This window comes from Variovorax sp. P1_H12_2 (assembly GCF_056405335.1).
Genome location: NZ_JBFUCI010000135.1, coordinates 1 through 14370, shown reverse-complemented (window position 1 = coordinate 14370; position 14370 = coordinate 1). Strand labels below are relative to the sequence as shown.

Here is a 14370-nt window from a genome sequence, read left to right as displayed (position 1 = left end):
GGTGCTGATCGTCGAACTCCTCAACAGCGCGGTCGAAGCCGCCATCGACCGCATCGGCCCGGAATGGCATTCGCTGTCGAAGGCCGCCAAGGACCTCGGAAGCGCTGCCGTGCTGCTGTCCATTTTGCTGTGCAGCGGCGTCTGGATCGCGGCACTGTGGCAACGCTTCACATAAGCGCGGCATCATTGCGGGATGACTCCCTCTTTTTCGATATGCGTGTATTGCGGCTCGCGCCCCGGCGAGCGACCTGAATTCACGACCGTGGCGCAAGCGGTCGGCCGCTGGATCGGCGAGCGCGGCGGACAACTGGTCTATGGCGGTGGCCGGACCGGCCTCATGGGCACCGTGGCCGAGGCCACGCGTGCAGCCGGCGGCCGCGTGGTCGGCATCATCCCGAAAGCCCTGGTCGACAAGGAACTCGCCAACCGCCAGAGCGACGAACTGCATGTGGTCGACACGATGCACGAGCGCAAGGCCATGATGGGCGAACGCGCCGACGCCTTCCTGGCGCTGCCGGGCGGCATCGGCACCTTCGAGGAACTGTTCGAGATCTGGACCTGGCGCCAACTCGGCTACCACGACAAGCCGGTCGGCATCCTCAACGTCGGCGGCTATTACGACGGCATGCTGGCCTTCCTGGCCAACAGTGTGCGCGAAGGCTTCATGAACGACTGGCAGATGGACCTGGTGCGCACCGGCACCGACACCACCGCCCTGCTGGAAGCCCTGGCCGAAGAGGCGAGCCGTCACCCCAAGGGGGACAAACTCGCAGAAGTCCTTTGATCGCGCGGGGGCCGGCGCAGCCAGGCCCTCGTTGGTGGGACACCGCGGGCCCGGCTTCGCCGGGCCGCCGGTGTCGCCCCCGGTATGGGGTGGGCGCCCGGACACGAAGTGCCGAGCAACCTGGGGGCGAGCTTATACAGCGGCTTCGTCTTCTTCGCCGGTGCGGATGCGCACGACGCGCTCGACGTTCGTGACGAAGATCTTGCCGTCACCGATCTTGCCGGTGCGCGCGGCGCTGACGATGGCGTCGACGCAGCGTTCGACGTCCGCCTCGTTGACCACCACTTCGACGCGCATCTTGGGCAGGAAATCGACCACGTACTCGGCGCCGCGGTAGAGCTCGGTGTGCCCCTTCTGTCGGCCGAAGCCCTTGACTTCGGTCACGGTGAGCCCGGTGACGCCGACCTCGGCCAGGGCCTCGCGCACGTCATCGAGCTTGAACGGTTTGAGGATGGCGGTGATTTGCTTCATACGGTCTTTCTTCCGGCGGTTTCGTTGAACTTGCTGGTGATAGGGTAGCGCCAATCCTTGCCGAAGCTGCGATGGGTGACGCGGATACCCACCGGCGCCTGGCGTCTTTTGTACTCGTTGATCTTGATCAGGCGGGCCACCCGCTCGACCACGGCGCGCTCGTAGCCCGCCGCGATGATCTCGTCGATGCCCTCGTCGTCTTCCATGTAGCGCGCCAGGATGCCGTCGAGGATGTCATAGGGCGGCAGGCTGTCCTGGTCGGTCTGGTCGGGCCGCAGCTCGGCGCTCGGCGGCCGGGTGATGATGCGCTCGGGGATCGGCTCGGCGCCAGTGCCGTACGGATCGTGGGCATTGCGCCAGCGCGCCAGCGCGAACACCGTCGTCTTGAGCAGGTCCTTGATGACCGCGAAGCCGCCCGCCATGTCGCCGTACAGCGTGCAGTAGCCGGTCGCCATCTCGCTCTTGTTGCCGGTGGTCAGCACGATCGAGCCCAACTTGTTCGACAGCGCCATCAGCAGCGTGCCGCGGATGCGGGCCTGCAGGTTCTCCTCGGTCGCATCCTCGGCCAGGCCCTTGAATTCCTCGGCCAGCACGCCCCGGAACGATTCGAAAGTGTGCTTGATCGAGATCTCGTCATAGCGCACGCCGAGCCGCTTGGCCATTTCGCGCGCATCGATCCAGCTGATGTCCGCGGTGTAGGGCGACGGCATCATCACGGCGCGCACGCGGTCGCGTCCGAGCGCATCGACCGCGATCGCCAGCACCAGCGCCGAATCGATCCCGCCGGACAGCCCGAGGATCGCGCCGGGAAATCCGTTCTTGCCGATGTAGTCGCGCACGCCCACCACCAGCGCATCCCAGAGCTGAGCCTCGGCGTCGCGCGGGGCGGCAATGGCTGCGCCGCTGCGCGCGAAGCCGACGCCGGCAGCGCGGCGTTCGAGCTGTGCGAAGACCAGGCGCTCCTTGAAGCTCTCAGCCTGCAGCGCCGTTGCGCCATCGGCCTCGAGGGCGAAGGAGGCGCCGTCGAACACCACTTCGTCCTGGCCGCCGACGAGATGGGCATAGACCAGCGGCAAATTCACCGTCCTGGCGCGCTCGGCCATGCGCACGATGCGCTCGCCTTCCTTGCCGACATGGAAGGGCGAGGCATTGATGACCGCGAGGACCTCGGCGCCGGCCTCCTTCGCGAGTTGGGCCGGCGCGTCGAACCAGGCGTCCTCGCAGATCAGCAGGCCGACCGAGACGCCACCGGCCTCGAACACGCAGACGCCCTCGCCCGGCGTGAAATAGCGGCGCTCGTCGAACACCTGGTAGTTCGGCAGTTCGCGCTTGGCATAGGTGTCGAGAACGCGCCCCTCGCTGAGCACGCTGGCGGCGTTGTGGCGCAACTGCACCGCGACCGACCGGCTGCGCAGGCTGCCGCCCGTGGGATGCCCGACCACCACCACCATGCCGTCGAGATCGGCCAGTTCGGCGGCGACGGCGCGCACCGCGTCGTCGCAGGCGGTGACGAAGGCCGGGCGCAGGAACAGATCCTCGGCCGCATAGCCGCAGATCGACAGTTCGGGCGTGAGCAGCAGGCGCGCGCCCTGGCCGTAGGCGTCGCGCGCCGCGTCGACGATCTTGCGCGCGTTGCCGGCGAGATCGCCCACCACGAAATTGAGCTGCGCGATGGCAAGTTTCAGGGTCATATCAGAGCAGGAAAAGGGCTGGATGATTATGTCATCGGGGCCTGCCGCTCGCCCCGACGGCCCGGGCCCGGCGGCCGCGCGCCGTACGGCCGGCCTCGGGCGGCTTGCCCTGTTACCCTCGGAGGGCGATGCGCCCAGGTTCCTCTTTCGCCAGCTTCTTCGACTCCGTGCTTCCCAGGCCTCAGGGCCAGGCCTACCTGCTGCTCGTGTGCACCACCCTGATCTGGGGCGCCAACGCCGTGGCCGCGCGGCTGGCGGTGGGCGAGGTGTCGCCGATGATGCTGACCTTCTCGCGCTGGATCGTCTGCTGCGCCGCGCTGGCCATCACCGCGAGGCAGCCCATCGCCGAGCACTGGCGCGCGCTGCTGCCGTCCTGGCGCTCGATCACGCTGATGGGGGCCCTTGGCTTCACGGGCTTCAATGCGCTTTTTTATGCGGCGGCCCATCACACGACGGCGATCAACATCGCGATCATCCAGGGCACCATTCCGGTGCTCGTCCTGATCGGCAGTTTCTTCTTCTTCGGCACCCGGATCACGGCCCTGCAGATCATCGGCGTGGTGCTCACGCTCGGCGGCATCGCGGTCGTGGCCTCGCGCGGTCAACTCGCGCTGCTGGCCGACCTGGCCTTCAACATCGGCGATGTCTGGATCGTGGTCGCCTGCCTGCTGTATGCCGGCTATGCCCTGGGGCTGCGGCGACGCCCCGCGGTGCCCGCGATCGTTTTCTTTGCGGCGACCGCCGCGGTGGCCTGCGTGGTCTCGCTGCCGCTCGTCGCCGCGGAAATCGCGCTGGGGCAATTCTTCATCCCGACCGGCAAGGGCGTGGCGCTGGTGCTGTTCATCGGGCTCTTGCCCAGCTTCATCTCGCAGGTCACCTTCATCCACGCCGTGACGCTGATCGGGCCGGCGCGCGCCGGCGTCTTCCTCAACCTGGTGCCGATCTTCGGGCCGCTGCTGGCCGTCCTCATCCTCGGCGAGCCACTGTCGGCCTATCACGCGGTGGCGCTGGCCCTGGTGCTGGGCGGCATCTACATCGCCGAGTCCTTCGGGGCCGGCAAGCGCAAGACGGAACACCCTTGAGCACTCCGATCGTCCGCATCCACCGCTCGCCGACCGAGATCGACCCGGCGGCCTGGGACGGCTTGCTGGCCTTGCAGTCCGCCCCCTCCCCCTTCATGCGCCATGCCTACCTGTGCGCCCTGGACGCCAGCGGCTGCGCCTCGCCTGCGAACGGCTGGACGCCGCAGTTCATCACGCTGTGGCGGGGCAAGCAGCTCGCGGCGGCCTGCCCGCTCTACGTCAAGGACCACTCCTACGGCGAGTACGTCTTCGACTGGGCTTGGGCCAACGCCTACCAGCAGCATGGGCTGGCCTACTACCCCAAGGCGGTCGCCGCCGTGCCGTTCACGCCGGTGCCGGGCGCCCGCCTCCTGGCGCTCGACGCGGAAAGCCGCTTGCTGCTGGTGCAGGCCGCGGTCGCCTGGTGCAAGGAGGAAGCACTGTCCTCGCTGCACCTGCTGTTCGGCGCCGACGAAGACATCGCCGCCTGCGCCGAAGCCGGACTGATGCTGCGCCACACGGTCCAGTTCCACTGGATCAATGCAGCCCCCGCGGGGCTGCCCGGTGGGGGGACCACGGCCCCCACGCTCGGCACTGACGTGTCCTCGCTGCCCGGCGGGGAAACCAGCCCATGGAAGGACTTCGACGCCTTCCTCGCCAGCCTGTCGCACGACAAGCGCAAGAAGATCCGCCAGGAACGCCGCAAGGTGCACGACGCCGGGGTGAGCTTTCGCTGGTCGCGCGGCACGGACATCAGCGGTGCGGACTGGGATTTCTTCTATCGCTGCTACGACCGCACCTACCGCGAGCACGGCAACCCGCCCTACCTGAACCGCGAATTCTTCCACCGGATGGCCTCCGACATGCCGGAGGCCTGGCTGCTGTTCATCGCCGAGCGCGAGGGCCGACCGATCGCGGCCAGCCTGATCGCGCTGTCGGCCGGCCTCGGCGGCGCCGACGACTCGCCGGCGCCGCTGATCGCCTACGGCCGCTACTGGGGTGCGCTCGAGCGTGTGGACTGCCTGCACTTCGAGGCCTGCTACTACCAGCCGCTCGCGTGGTGCATCGCGCACGGCGTCGGGCGCTTCGAGGGCGGCGCGCAGGGCGAGCACAAGATGGCGCGCGCGCTGATGCCGGTGCGCACCACCAGTGCGCACTGGCTGGCACACCCGTCCTTCGCCGACGCGGTGGAGCGCTTCCTGGAGCGCGAAGGCGCGGGCATCGAGAACTACCTGGACCACCTGGGCGAACGCAGCCCGTTTCGCCACGACGAATGAAGGCCTGGGCGGCGCAGGGACAAGCGGCCCCCTTCTATACTCCGCGCCGATGTCCCGATTGCACCGATTCTGGTTCCTGCTCGCGCTGCTGCTGCCCCTGCAGCTGACCTGGGCCAGTGCCAGCGCCTATTGCGCTCACGAGAGCAATCCGGGCCACGCGACACACATCGGACATCACGGCCACCTTCATCAGGCCGACCCGCAGAAGGCCGCCTCGGGCCAGGGTCTGCTCGACAACGACTGCGGCGCCTGCCACGCGTCCTGCGCGCTGCCGCTGCCGGCATCGGACGGCTCGACCCACGCACCCGACCTCAGGCCAGGGCGCGCGTCGGTGCCGCCGCAGCACTACCTGTCCGCGCAGCCGCGCGCACCCGACCGGCCTCAGTGGCCCCGTCTCGCTTGACCGGCGAGACGCGCAACACACATCCCCGTTTCCGTCCCGCCGAATCCTCTGGTTCAACCCTCATGAGATTCGATGCGAAGACTTCTATGGCCGCTCGGGCTGGCGGCCGCCTTGTCCAGTCCCTTCCACGTCCAGGCCCAGCCTGAGACTTCTTCTTCAACTTCCCGCAGCCACGATCCTGCGAATGCGCTGACCCTGGCGACGRCCTCGGCCCTCGCGGAGGCCTACAGCCCGAGCGTGTCGGCGGCCCGCCGCGAGATCGAGGCCAGCGAAGGCGAGCGGCAGCAGGCCGGCCTGCTGCCGAATCCGGAACTGGCCCTGCTGGTCGAGGACGAGCGCCAGGCCTTTCGAACCACGACCACCCAGCTCAACATTCCGCTCGAGCTCGGTGGCAAGCGCGCCGCGCGCGTGGCGGAAGCCGAGCGAACAACCGACCTGGCCCGCGCCGCACTGGCCGGAGCGCAGGCCGATCTGCGCGCCGAGCTCGTCGCGGCCTTCTTTCGCGTGCTGGTGGCGCAAGAGCGCGTGACGCTCGCGGCCGGTTCGGCCGACCTCGCCGCCCGCGGCGCCGAAGTCACGGCCCGCAGGGTCACGGCCGGCAAGATCTCGCCGGTGGACGAAACCCGAGCGCGGGTGGAACAGGCCAACGCCGCGCTGGAACTGGCCGATGCGCAAGCCGAACTGCAAACCGCGCGACAGGCTCTGGCCTCGTTCTGGGGCAGCCCCGAACTGGCCTATGCCCAGGTGCGCGGCGACCTCGATGCCTGGCCGGTGCGGCCCGGGGTGCAGCAGCTGCTGGCCGAACTCGATACCTCGCCCGCGCTGACGGCGAGCCGGCTCGAATTCGAAAGACGCCAGGCCGGCGTGGACGTCGAGCGCAGCAAGCAGTACCCGGACCTCACGCTGAACGTCGGGACCAAGCGGCTCAACGAGACGCAGATCACGCAGGCCATCGTGGGACTCACCGTGCCCCTGCCCTTGTTCGACCGCAACCAGGGCTGGCTCCAGGCCGCCAGCAGCCGCGCGGCCAAGGCCGAGGACGACTTGCGGGCGGCGCGCACCCGGCTCGTGAATGAGGTGCAGCAGGCGTCGAGCCGCCTCGCGCGCGCCCGCGCGTCGGCCGAGATGCTGAAGGCCACGATCCTTCCGGCCGCACAGCAGGCACACGACGCGGCGACGCGTGGCTTCGAGGCCGGCAAGTTCGGCTTCCTCGACGTGCTCGACGCCCAGCGCAGCCTGCTGCAGGCGCGCGTGCGCTATGTCGATGTCGTGACCAGCGCCTACCAGGCCGCCACGACCCTCGACCGGATTCTCGGTCGCCAACCCCACGAACAGGCAGCGAAATGACACTCTCGAACAAGCAGAAGGTCGCGATCGCGGCCATCGTGATCCTGGGCGCGCTCGCGGGCGCCGCCATGCGGATGACCGGAGGCTCGCCGGAAAGCGCCGGTGCGGGCCATGGGCATGAAGAAGCCGCCGGCCATGACGACCACGAGCACCACGGCAAGGAATCCGCCGCCGGCCACAAGGAGTCCCAAGGCCATGGCGACAAGGCGAACGCCCACGGCGCAACGGAAGAAAAACAGGAAAGGGTCGAACTCTCCGCCGGGCAGATCGAGGCCGCCGGCATCGAACAGCAGGTGGCCGGCAGCGCCCGCGTGCAGGTCACGCTGCAGCTGCCGGGCGAGATCCGCTTCAACGAGGACCGGACCGCCCACGTGGTGCCGCGGCTCGCTGGAGTGGTCGAAAGCGTGCCCGTGCAACTGGGCCAGCAGGTCCGCAAGGGCCAGCTGCTGGCCGTGATCGCCAGCTCCGCATTGTCCGAGCAGCGCAGCGAACTGCTGACCGCGCAGCGGCGCCTCGAACTCGCCCGCTCGACCTACGAGCGAGAAGAGAAACTCTGGAAGGACAAGATCTCGGCCGAGCAGGACTATCTGCAGGCCCGTACGGCGCTGCAGGAAGCGCGGATCGCACTGCAGAACGCGCAGCAGAAGCTCGGCGCGGTCGGCGGCGCTGCGAATGCGTCGGGCGCGCTGAACCAGTTCGAGCTGCGCGCGCCTTTCGAGGGCACCATCGTCGAGAAGCACATGGCGCTCGGCGAGGCGGTGCGCGAGGACGCCAGTGTCTTCACGCTGTCGGACCTCTCCTCGGTGTGGGCCGAGATGGCCGTGCCCGCGCAGGACATCGACCGCGTCCGCGTCGGCGGCAAGGTGCTCGTGAGCTCCACGGCTTCCAGCGTCAAGGCCGAGGGCACCGTGTCCTATGTCGGCGCGCTGATCGGCGAACAGACGCGCACCGCGAAGGCGCGCGTCACACTGGCCAATCCGCAGCTCGCGTGGCGGCCCGGGCTGTTCGTCACGGTGACCGTGATCACGCAGGAGGCCGAGGCGCCGGTGACCGTGCGCGCCGATGCGGTGCAGACGCTCGACGACCGGAGCGTGGTCTTCCTGGCCGTGCCCGGCGGCTTCGTCGCGCAGCCGGTGACCCTGGGCCGCAGGGGTGGTCCTTTCGTCGAGATCACGCAGGGCCTGGAGCCGGGCGCCCGCTACGCCAGCTCGAACACCTACGTCCTCAAGTCCGAGCTCGGCAAAGCCGGCGCGAGCCACACCCACTGAGGCGCGAGACACATGTTCGAACGCCTCATACGCTTCGCCATCGAACAGCGATGGCTGGTGATCCTCGCCGTGCTCGGAATGAGCGCCCTCGGCATCTACAACTACGGGCGCCTGCCCATCGACGCGATACCGGACATCACCAATGTCCAGGTGCAGGTCAACACCTCGGCGCCCGGCTACTCGCCGCTCGAGATGGAGCAGCGCGTCACCTACCCGATCGAGTCGGTGATGGCCGGGCTGCCGGGCCTGGAACAGACCCGGTCGCTGTCGCGCTACGGCCTGTCGCAGCTGACCGTGATCTTCAAGGACGGCACCGACATCCACTTCGCACGCCAGCTCGTCAACCAGCGCATGCAGGAGGCCAGGGACAAGCTGCCCGACGGCGTGACGCCCACCATGGGCCCGATCTCCAGCGGCCTCGGCGAAATCTACCTGTGGACTGTGGAGGCCGATGACGATGCGAGGAAGCCCGACGGCACCCCCTACACGCCGACCGACCTGCGCGAGATCCAGGACTGGGTCATCAAGCCGCAACTGCGCAACGTGCCGGGCGTCACGGAGATCAACACCATCGGCGGCTTCGACAAGCAGTTCCAGGTGGCGCCCGACCTGGAGCGCCTCGCCGCGCGCGGCCTGAGCCTCCAGGACGTGGTCACGGCACTGGAGCGCAACAACGCCAACGTCGGCGCCGGCTACATCGAGCGGCGCGGCGAACAGTACCTGGTGCGCGCGCCGGGCCAGGTGAAATCGATCGACGACCTGCGCGAGATCATCGTCGGCAGCGCGCAGGGCCAGCCGGTGCGTATTCGCGACGTCGCCGAGGTATCGATCGGGCAGGAACTGCGCACCGGCGCGGCCACCGAGAACGGCCGCGAAGTGGTGCTCGGCACGGTCTTCATGCTGCTCGGGGAAAACAGCCGCGCGGTCTCGCAGGCGGTCGACCGGCAGATGGCCGTGATCAACCGCAACCTGCCGCCCGGCGTGAAGGCGGTCACGGTCTACGACCGCACGGTGCTGGTCGACAAGGCCATCGCCACCGTGAAGAAGAACCTGCTCGAAGGTGCGGTGCTGGTGATCGCGGTGCTGTTCCTGTTCCTGGGCAATATCCGCGCGGCGATCATCACCGCGCTGGTGATTCCGTTCTCGATGCTGTTCACTTTCACCGGCATGGTGCACTACCGGATCAGCGCCAACCTGCTGAGCCTGGGCGCACTGGACTTCGGAATCATCGTCGACGGCGCGGTGGTGATCGTCGAGAACTGCGTGCGGCGGCTCGCCCATGCCCAGGCGCACCACGGCCGGCCGCTGACGCGCTCGGAGCGCTTCCACGAGGTGTTCGCGGCATCCAAGGAGGCCCGGCGCCCGCTGATCTTCGGGCAGCTGATCATCATGATCGTCTACCTGCCGATCTTCGCGCTCACCGGCGTCGAGGGGAAGATGTTCCAGCCGATGGCCTTCACGGTCGTGATCGCGCTGGTCGGCGCGATGGTCCTCTCGGTCACCTTCGTGCCGGCGGCGGTCGCGCTGTTCATCGGCGACAAGGTCGCCGAGAAGGAGAACCGGCTGATGCAATGGGCCCGGCGCTGGTACGCGCCGGCACTGCGTCACAGCATCGCCAACACCCCCGTGGTGCTGACGGCCGTGGTCGTGATCGTGGCGCTGTCGCTGCTGGCGGGGAGCCGGCTGGGCCGGGAGTTCGTGCCCAATCTGAACGAAGGCGATTTCTCGATCCAGGCATTGCGCATACCGGGCACCAGCCTCACGCAATCGGTCGAGATGCAGGCGCGCATCGAAGAGCGGCTGAAGCAGAAGTTTCCCGAGATCGAACGCATCTTCGCGCGCACCGGGACGGCGGAAATCGCGTCCGACCCGATGCCGCCGAACATCTCCGACGGCTACATCATGCTCAAGCCCGAGTCGCAGTGGCCCACGCCGCGCAGGACGCGTGAAGAACTGCTGGCCGCAGTGCGCGAGGAGGTCGCCCAGCTGCCGGGCAACAACTACGAGTTCTCGCAGCCGATCCAGCTGCGCTTCAACGAACTGATCTCGGGCGTGCGCTCGGACGTCGCGGTCAAGGTCTTCGGCGACGACAACGAGGTGCTGAACGACACCGCCAACCGCATCGCCGCCGTGCTGCAGGCGGTCCCCGGAGCGACGGAAGTGAAGGTCGAGCAGACCACCGGACTGCCGATGCTCAGCGTGAACATCGACCGCGCCAAGGCCACGCGCCACGGCCTGAACATGAACGAGGTGCAGGAGGCGGTCTCGATCGCCATCGGCGGCAAGGAAGCAGGCACCTTCTTCCAGGGCGACCGCCGCTTCGACATCGTCGTGCGGCTGCCGGAGTCGGTGCGCGGCGACATCGAGGCGCTGGGCCGGCTGCCGATCGCGCTGCCGAAGGACGGCAACGGCCGCAGCGCCTTCGTGCCGCTGTCAGAGCTCGCCACGCTGGAGATCGCGCCCGGGCCGAACCAGGTCTCGCGCGAGAACGGCAAGCGCCGCATCGTGGTCAGCGCCAACGTGCAGGGCCGAAGCATCGGCAGCTTCGTGCCCGAAGCCGAGGCGGCGCTGCAGGCCGGGGTCAAGCTGCCGACCGGCTACTGGAACACCTGGGGCGGCACCTTCGAGCAGCTCGAATCGGCGACGGCGCGGCTCAAGGTCGTCATACCGGTGGCACTGCTGCTGGTCCTGGTGCTGCTGTTCGCGATGTTCGGCAACCTGAAGGACGGGCTGCTGGTCTTCACCGGCATCCCGTTCGCGCTGACCGGCGGCATCGTTGCGCTGTGGCTGCGCGACATCCCGATTTCGATCTCGGCCGCGGTCGGGCTGATCGCGCTGTCAGGCGTGGCGGTGCTCAACGGGCTGGTGATGCTGTCGTTCATCCGCAACCTGCGCGACGAGGGCCGCAGCCTCGACCAGGCCATCCACGAAGGCGCGCTGACCCGGCTGCGGCCGGTGCTGATGACGGCATTGGTGGCGTCGCTGGGCTTCGTCCCGATGGCCATCGCCACGGGCACCGGCGCCGAGGTGCAGCGGCCGCTGGCCACGGTGGTGATCGGCGGCATCCTGTCGTCGACCGCGCTGACGCTGTTGGTGCTGCCGCTGCTGTACCGTCTGGCGCATCGGCGCGAGGCCGACGACCCTACTTCTTGAAGTTCGCGATGCCGTCCATGATTTCCTTCTTGGCGGCATCGATGCCTTCCCAGCCCAGCACCTTGACCCACTTGCCGGCTTCCAGGTCCTTGTAGTGCTCGAAGAAGTGGGTGATGGCCTTCAGGCGCATCGGATTCACGTCCTCGACCTTCTTCCAGTGGCTGTAGATCGGCAGCACCTTGTCGGTCGGCACGGCGAGCACCTTGCCGTCGACGCCGGCCTCGTCTTCCATCATCAGGATGCCGATCGGCCGGCAGGGCACCACCACGCCCGGCACCAGCGCCCAGGGCGTGATCACCAGCACGTCGACCGGATCGCCGTCGCCCRACAGGGTCTGCGGCACGTAGCCGTAGTTGGTCGGGTAGTGCATCGCGGTCGTCATGAAGCGGTCGACGAAGATCGCGCCGGATTCCTTGTCGACTTCGTACTTGATCGGGTCGGCGTTCATCGGGATCTCGATGACGACATTGAAGGCTTCGGGGGCGTCTTTGCCGGGGGAAACTTGGCCGAGGGACATGGTCTGTCTTGGAGTAGTTGAAAGTGTTAGAGGGATGCGGACAAACCCGAAGTTTACTTTCCATGTCACAGCACGGTCGCACAGAAAGTCACTTTTGCCTGTAAATTGCCTACGTTGGCCAATCGGTCCCTGCCCTTCGCGGCACCGGGGCTTCGAGGAAGCAACGCGGCGGAAGCACTGTCCCGTACGCGTTGCGCACAGGGTCGGGCTTTCGTCTCCATTAGTTACAACGAACGACTGGAGAAGCAAGGCATGACTGGCAACACCCCTCTCGTCCTCGCCATCGTCTGCGGCCTGGTGGCCGTGGGCTATGGTTTCTGGGCGCGCAGCTGGATTCTGTCCAAGGACCCGGGCAACGCCCGAATGCAGGAGATCGCAGCCGCGATCCAGACCGGCGCTGCGGCCTATCTGGCCAAGCAGTACCGCACCATCGCGGTGGTCGGCATCGTGCTGGCGATCCTGATCGGGATCTTTCTCGACGTCACCACGGCGGTCGGCTTCATCATCGGCGCGGTGCTCTCGGGTGCCTGCGGGTTCATCGGCATGAATGTGTCGGTGCGCGCCAACGTGCGTACCGCGCAGGCCGCGACCCAGGGCATCGGCCCGGCGCTGGACGTGGCTTTCCGCGGCGGCGCCATCACCGGCATGCTGGTAGTGGGGCTCGGCCTGCTGGGCGTCTCGGCCTTCTACTGGTTCCTCGCCGGCAACGGCGCGCTGACGCCGGACAAGAACCTCGCGAACCTGCTCAATCCGCTGATCGGCTTCGCCTTCGGCTCCTCGCTGATCTCGATCTTCGCGCGGCTCGGCGGCGGCATCTTCACCAAGGGCGCCGACGTCGGCGCCGACCTGGTGGGCAAGGTCGAGGCCGGCATCCCCGAGGACGACCCGCGCAATCCGGCGGTGATCGCCGACAACGTGGGCGACAACGTCGGCGACTGCGCCGGCATGGCGGCCGACCTGTTCGAGACCTATGCGGTGACGCTGATCGCGACCATGGTGCTGGGCGCGCTGATGGTGACGGCGGCGCCCGTCAATGCGGTGATGTACCCGCTGGCGCTCGGCGGCGTGTCGATCATCGCGTCGATCATCGGCTGCTTCTTCGTCAAGGCCTCGCCGGGCATGGTGAACGTGATGCCGGCGCTGTACAAGGGCCTGGCGGTGGCGGGCATCCTGTCGCTGATCGCCTTCTGGTTCGTGACCAGCTGGCTGATCCCGGACAACGCCATCGCACCCTCGGGCAGCCAGCTGAAGCTGTTCGGCGCCTGCTTCGTCGGCCTGGCGCTGACCGCGGCGCTGGTCTGGATCACCGAGTTCTATACCGGCACCCAGTACTCGCCGGTCAGGCACATCGCGCAGGCCTCGACCACCGGCCACGGCACCAACATCATTGCCGGCCTCGGCGTCTCGATGCGTTCCACCGCCTGGCCGGTGATCTGCGTCTGCATCGCGATCCTGGCCTCGTACACGCTGGGCGGCCTCTACGGCATCGCAGTGGCTGCCACCGCGATGCTCAGCATGGCGGGCATCGTGGTGGCGCTCGACGCCTACGGCCCCATCACCGACAACGCCGGCGGCATCGCCGAGATGTCGGAGCTGCCGGCCAGCGTTCGCGACGTCACCGACCCGCTGGACGCGGTGGGCAACACCACCAAGGCCGTGACCAAGGGCTATGCCATCGGCTCGGCCGGCCTCGCGGCACTGGTGCTGTTCGCCGACTACACCCACAAGCTCGAAGGCTACGGGCTGGCGATCAGCTTCAACCTGAGCGACCCGATGGTGATCGTCGGCCTGTTCATCGGCGGCATGATCCCCTACCTGTTCGGCGCGATGGCGATGGAAGCCGTGGGCCGCGCGGCCGGCTCGGTCGTCGAGGAGGTGCGCCGTCAGTTCCGCGAGATCCCCGGCATCATGGAAGGCACCGGGAAGCCCGAATACGGCCGCGCCGTGAGCATGCTGACCGGGGCGGCGATCAAGGAAATGATGATCCCCTCGCTGCTGCCCGTGGTGGTGCCGATCGTGGTCGGCCTGGTGCTCGGACCCAAGGCGCTGGGCGGCCTGCTGATGGGCACCATCGTCACCGGCCTGTTCGTCGCGATCTCGATGTGCACCGGCGGCGGGGCCTGGGACAACGCCAAGAAGTACATCGAGGACGGCCACCACGGCGGCAAGGGCTCCGAGGCGCACAAGGCGGCGGTCACCGGCGACACCGTCGGCGACCCCTACAAGGACACGGCCGGCCCGGCGGTCAATCCGCTGATCAAGATCATCAACATCGTGGCGCTCCTGATCGTGCCGCTGGTGGTCAAGTTCCACGCCGGCGATGCGGGTGCGATGACGGCGCCGGCCGCGGCCCCGCCGCCCGTCACCGCACCCGCGGCCCCGCCGCCCGTCACCGCAC

The 14370-nt window shown here is 68.2% G+C and carries 12 protein-coding genes; 9 read left to right on the top strand and 3 right to left on the bottom strand.

Annotated features, from left to right (window positions below; genetic code table 11):
• Together AC1D2K_RS15510 and AC1D2K_RS15505 are read left to right on the top strand one after the other, a co-directional pair.
• Window positions 1-175 (top strand): diacylglycerol kinase (locus AC1D2K_RS15510; RefSeq protein ID WP_478089723.1); only part of this gene is annotated, 175 nt, incomplete at its 5' end.
• An 18-nt stretch (window positions 176-193) separates the two neighbouring features.
• Entirely contained in the window at window positions 194-784 is a 591-nt protein-coding gene (locus tag AC1D2K_RS15505) for an LOG family protein (protein WP_478089722.1), read from the top strand.
• A 132-nt stretch (window positions 785-916) separates the two neighbouring features.
• Here the strand turns inward: AC1D2K_RS15505 and AC1D2K_RS15500 are convergent, their stop codons facing one another.
• Together AC1D2K_RS15500 and AC1D2K_RS15495 are read right to left on the bottom strand one after the other, a co-directional pair.
• Window positions 917-1255: a P-II family nitrogen regulator gene (locus tag AC1D2K_RS15500; protein WP_286368035.1), complete on the bottom strand. Its 339-nt coding sequence runs from the start codon at window positions 1253-1255 to the stop codon at window positions 917-919.
• Complete coding sequence (locus AC1D2K_RS15495; protein WP_478089721.1) at window positions 1252-2946, bottom strand: NAD+ synthase; 1695 nt, start codon at window positions 2944-2946, stop codon at window positions 1252-1254. The genes AC1D2K_RS15500 and AC1D2K_RS15495 overlap by 4 nt, the downstream gene beginning before the upstream one ends.
• A gap of 167 nt (window positions 2947-3113) precedes the next feature.
• Between AC1D2K_RS15495 and AC1D2K_RS15490 the strand changes: the two genes are divergently transcribed.
• From AC1D2K_RS15490 to AC1D2K_RS15465, 6 genes are all read left to right on the top strand, one after another.
• Window positions 3114-4028, top strand: a complete 915-nt coding sequence (locus AC1D2K_RS15490) for a DMT family transporter (RefSeq protein WP_478089720.1) — start codon at window positions 3114-3116, stop codon at window positions 4026-4028.
• A complete protein-coding gene (locus AC1D2K_RS15485; RefSeq protein WP_478089719.1) occupies window positions 4025-5284 on the top strand; it encodes a GNAT family N-acetyltransferase in 1260 nt (419 codons plus the stop codon). Before AC1D2K_RS15490 ends, AC1D2K_RS15485 begins: the two co-directional genes overlap by 4 nt.
• Before the next feature lie 49 nt (window positions 5285-5333).
• Window positions 5334-5687 carry a cobalt-zinc-cadmium resistance protein gene (locus AC1D2K_RS15480; protein ID WP_478089718.1) on the top strand — a complete coding sequence of 118 codons (354 nt, stop codon included), beginning with the start codon at window positions 5334-5336 and terminating at the stop codon, window positions 5685-5687.
• A 72-nt stretch (window positions 5688-5759) separates the two neighbouring features.
• On the top strand, window positions 5760-7034 hold the full coding sequence (locus AC1D2K_RS15475) for a TolC family protein (protein ID WP_478089717.1): 1275 nt from the start codon (window positions 5760-5762) through the stop codon (window positions 7032-7034).
• Window positions 7031-8302, top strand: coding sequence for an efflux RND transporter periplasmic adaptor subunit (locus AC1D2K_RS15470; protein WP_478089716.1), 1272 nt, complete (start codon window positions 7031-7033; stop codon window positions 8300-8302). Before AC1D2K_RS15475 ends, AC1D2K_RS15470 begins: the two co-directional genes overlap by 4 nt.
• Before the next feature lie 12 nt (window positions 8303-8314).
• Window positions 8315-11455, top strand: coding sequence for a CusA/CzcA family heavy metal efflux RND transporter (locus AC1D2K_RS15465; protein WP_478089715.1), 3141 nt, complete (start codon window positions 8315-8317; stop codon window positions 11453-11455).
• Here the strand turns inward: AC1D2K_RS15465 and ppa are convergent.
• Window positions 11445-11972: an inorganic diphosphatase gene (ppa, locus tag AC1D2K_RS15460; RefSeq protein ID WP_478089714.1), complete on the bottom strand. Its 528-nt coding sequence runs from the start codon at window positions 11970-11972 to the stop codon at window positions 11445-11447. The two genes, AC1D2K_RS15465 and ppa, sit on opposite strands and share 11 nt — an antisense overlap.
• 252 nt (window positions 11973-12224) lie before the next feature.
• On the opposite strand from ppa, the gene AC1D2K_RS15455 reads away from it, so the two are divergent.
• On the top strand, window positions 12225-14370 hold a 2146-nt coding region (locus tag AC1D2K_RS15455), incomplete at its 3' end, for a sodium-translocating pyrophosphatase (RefSeq protein WP_478089713.1).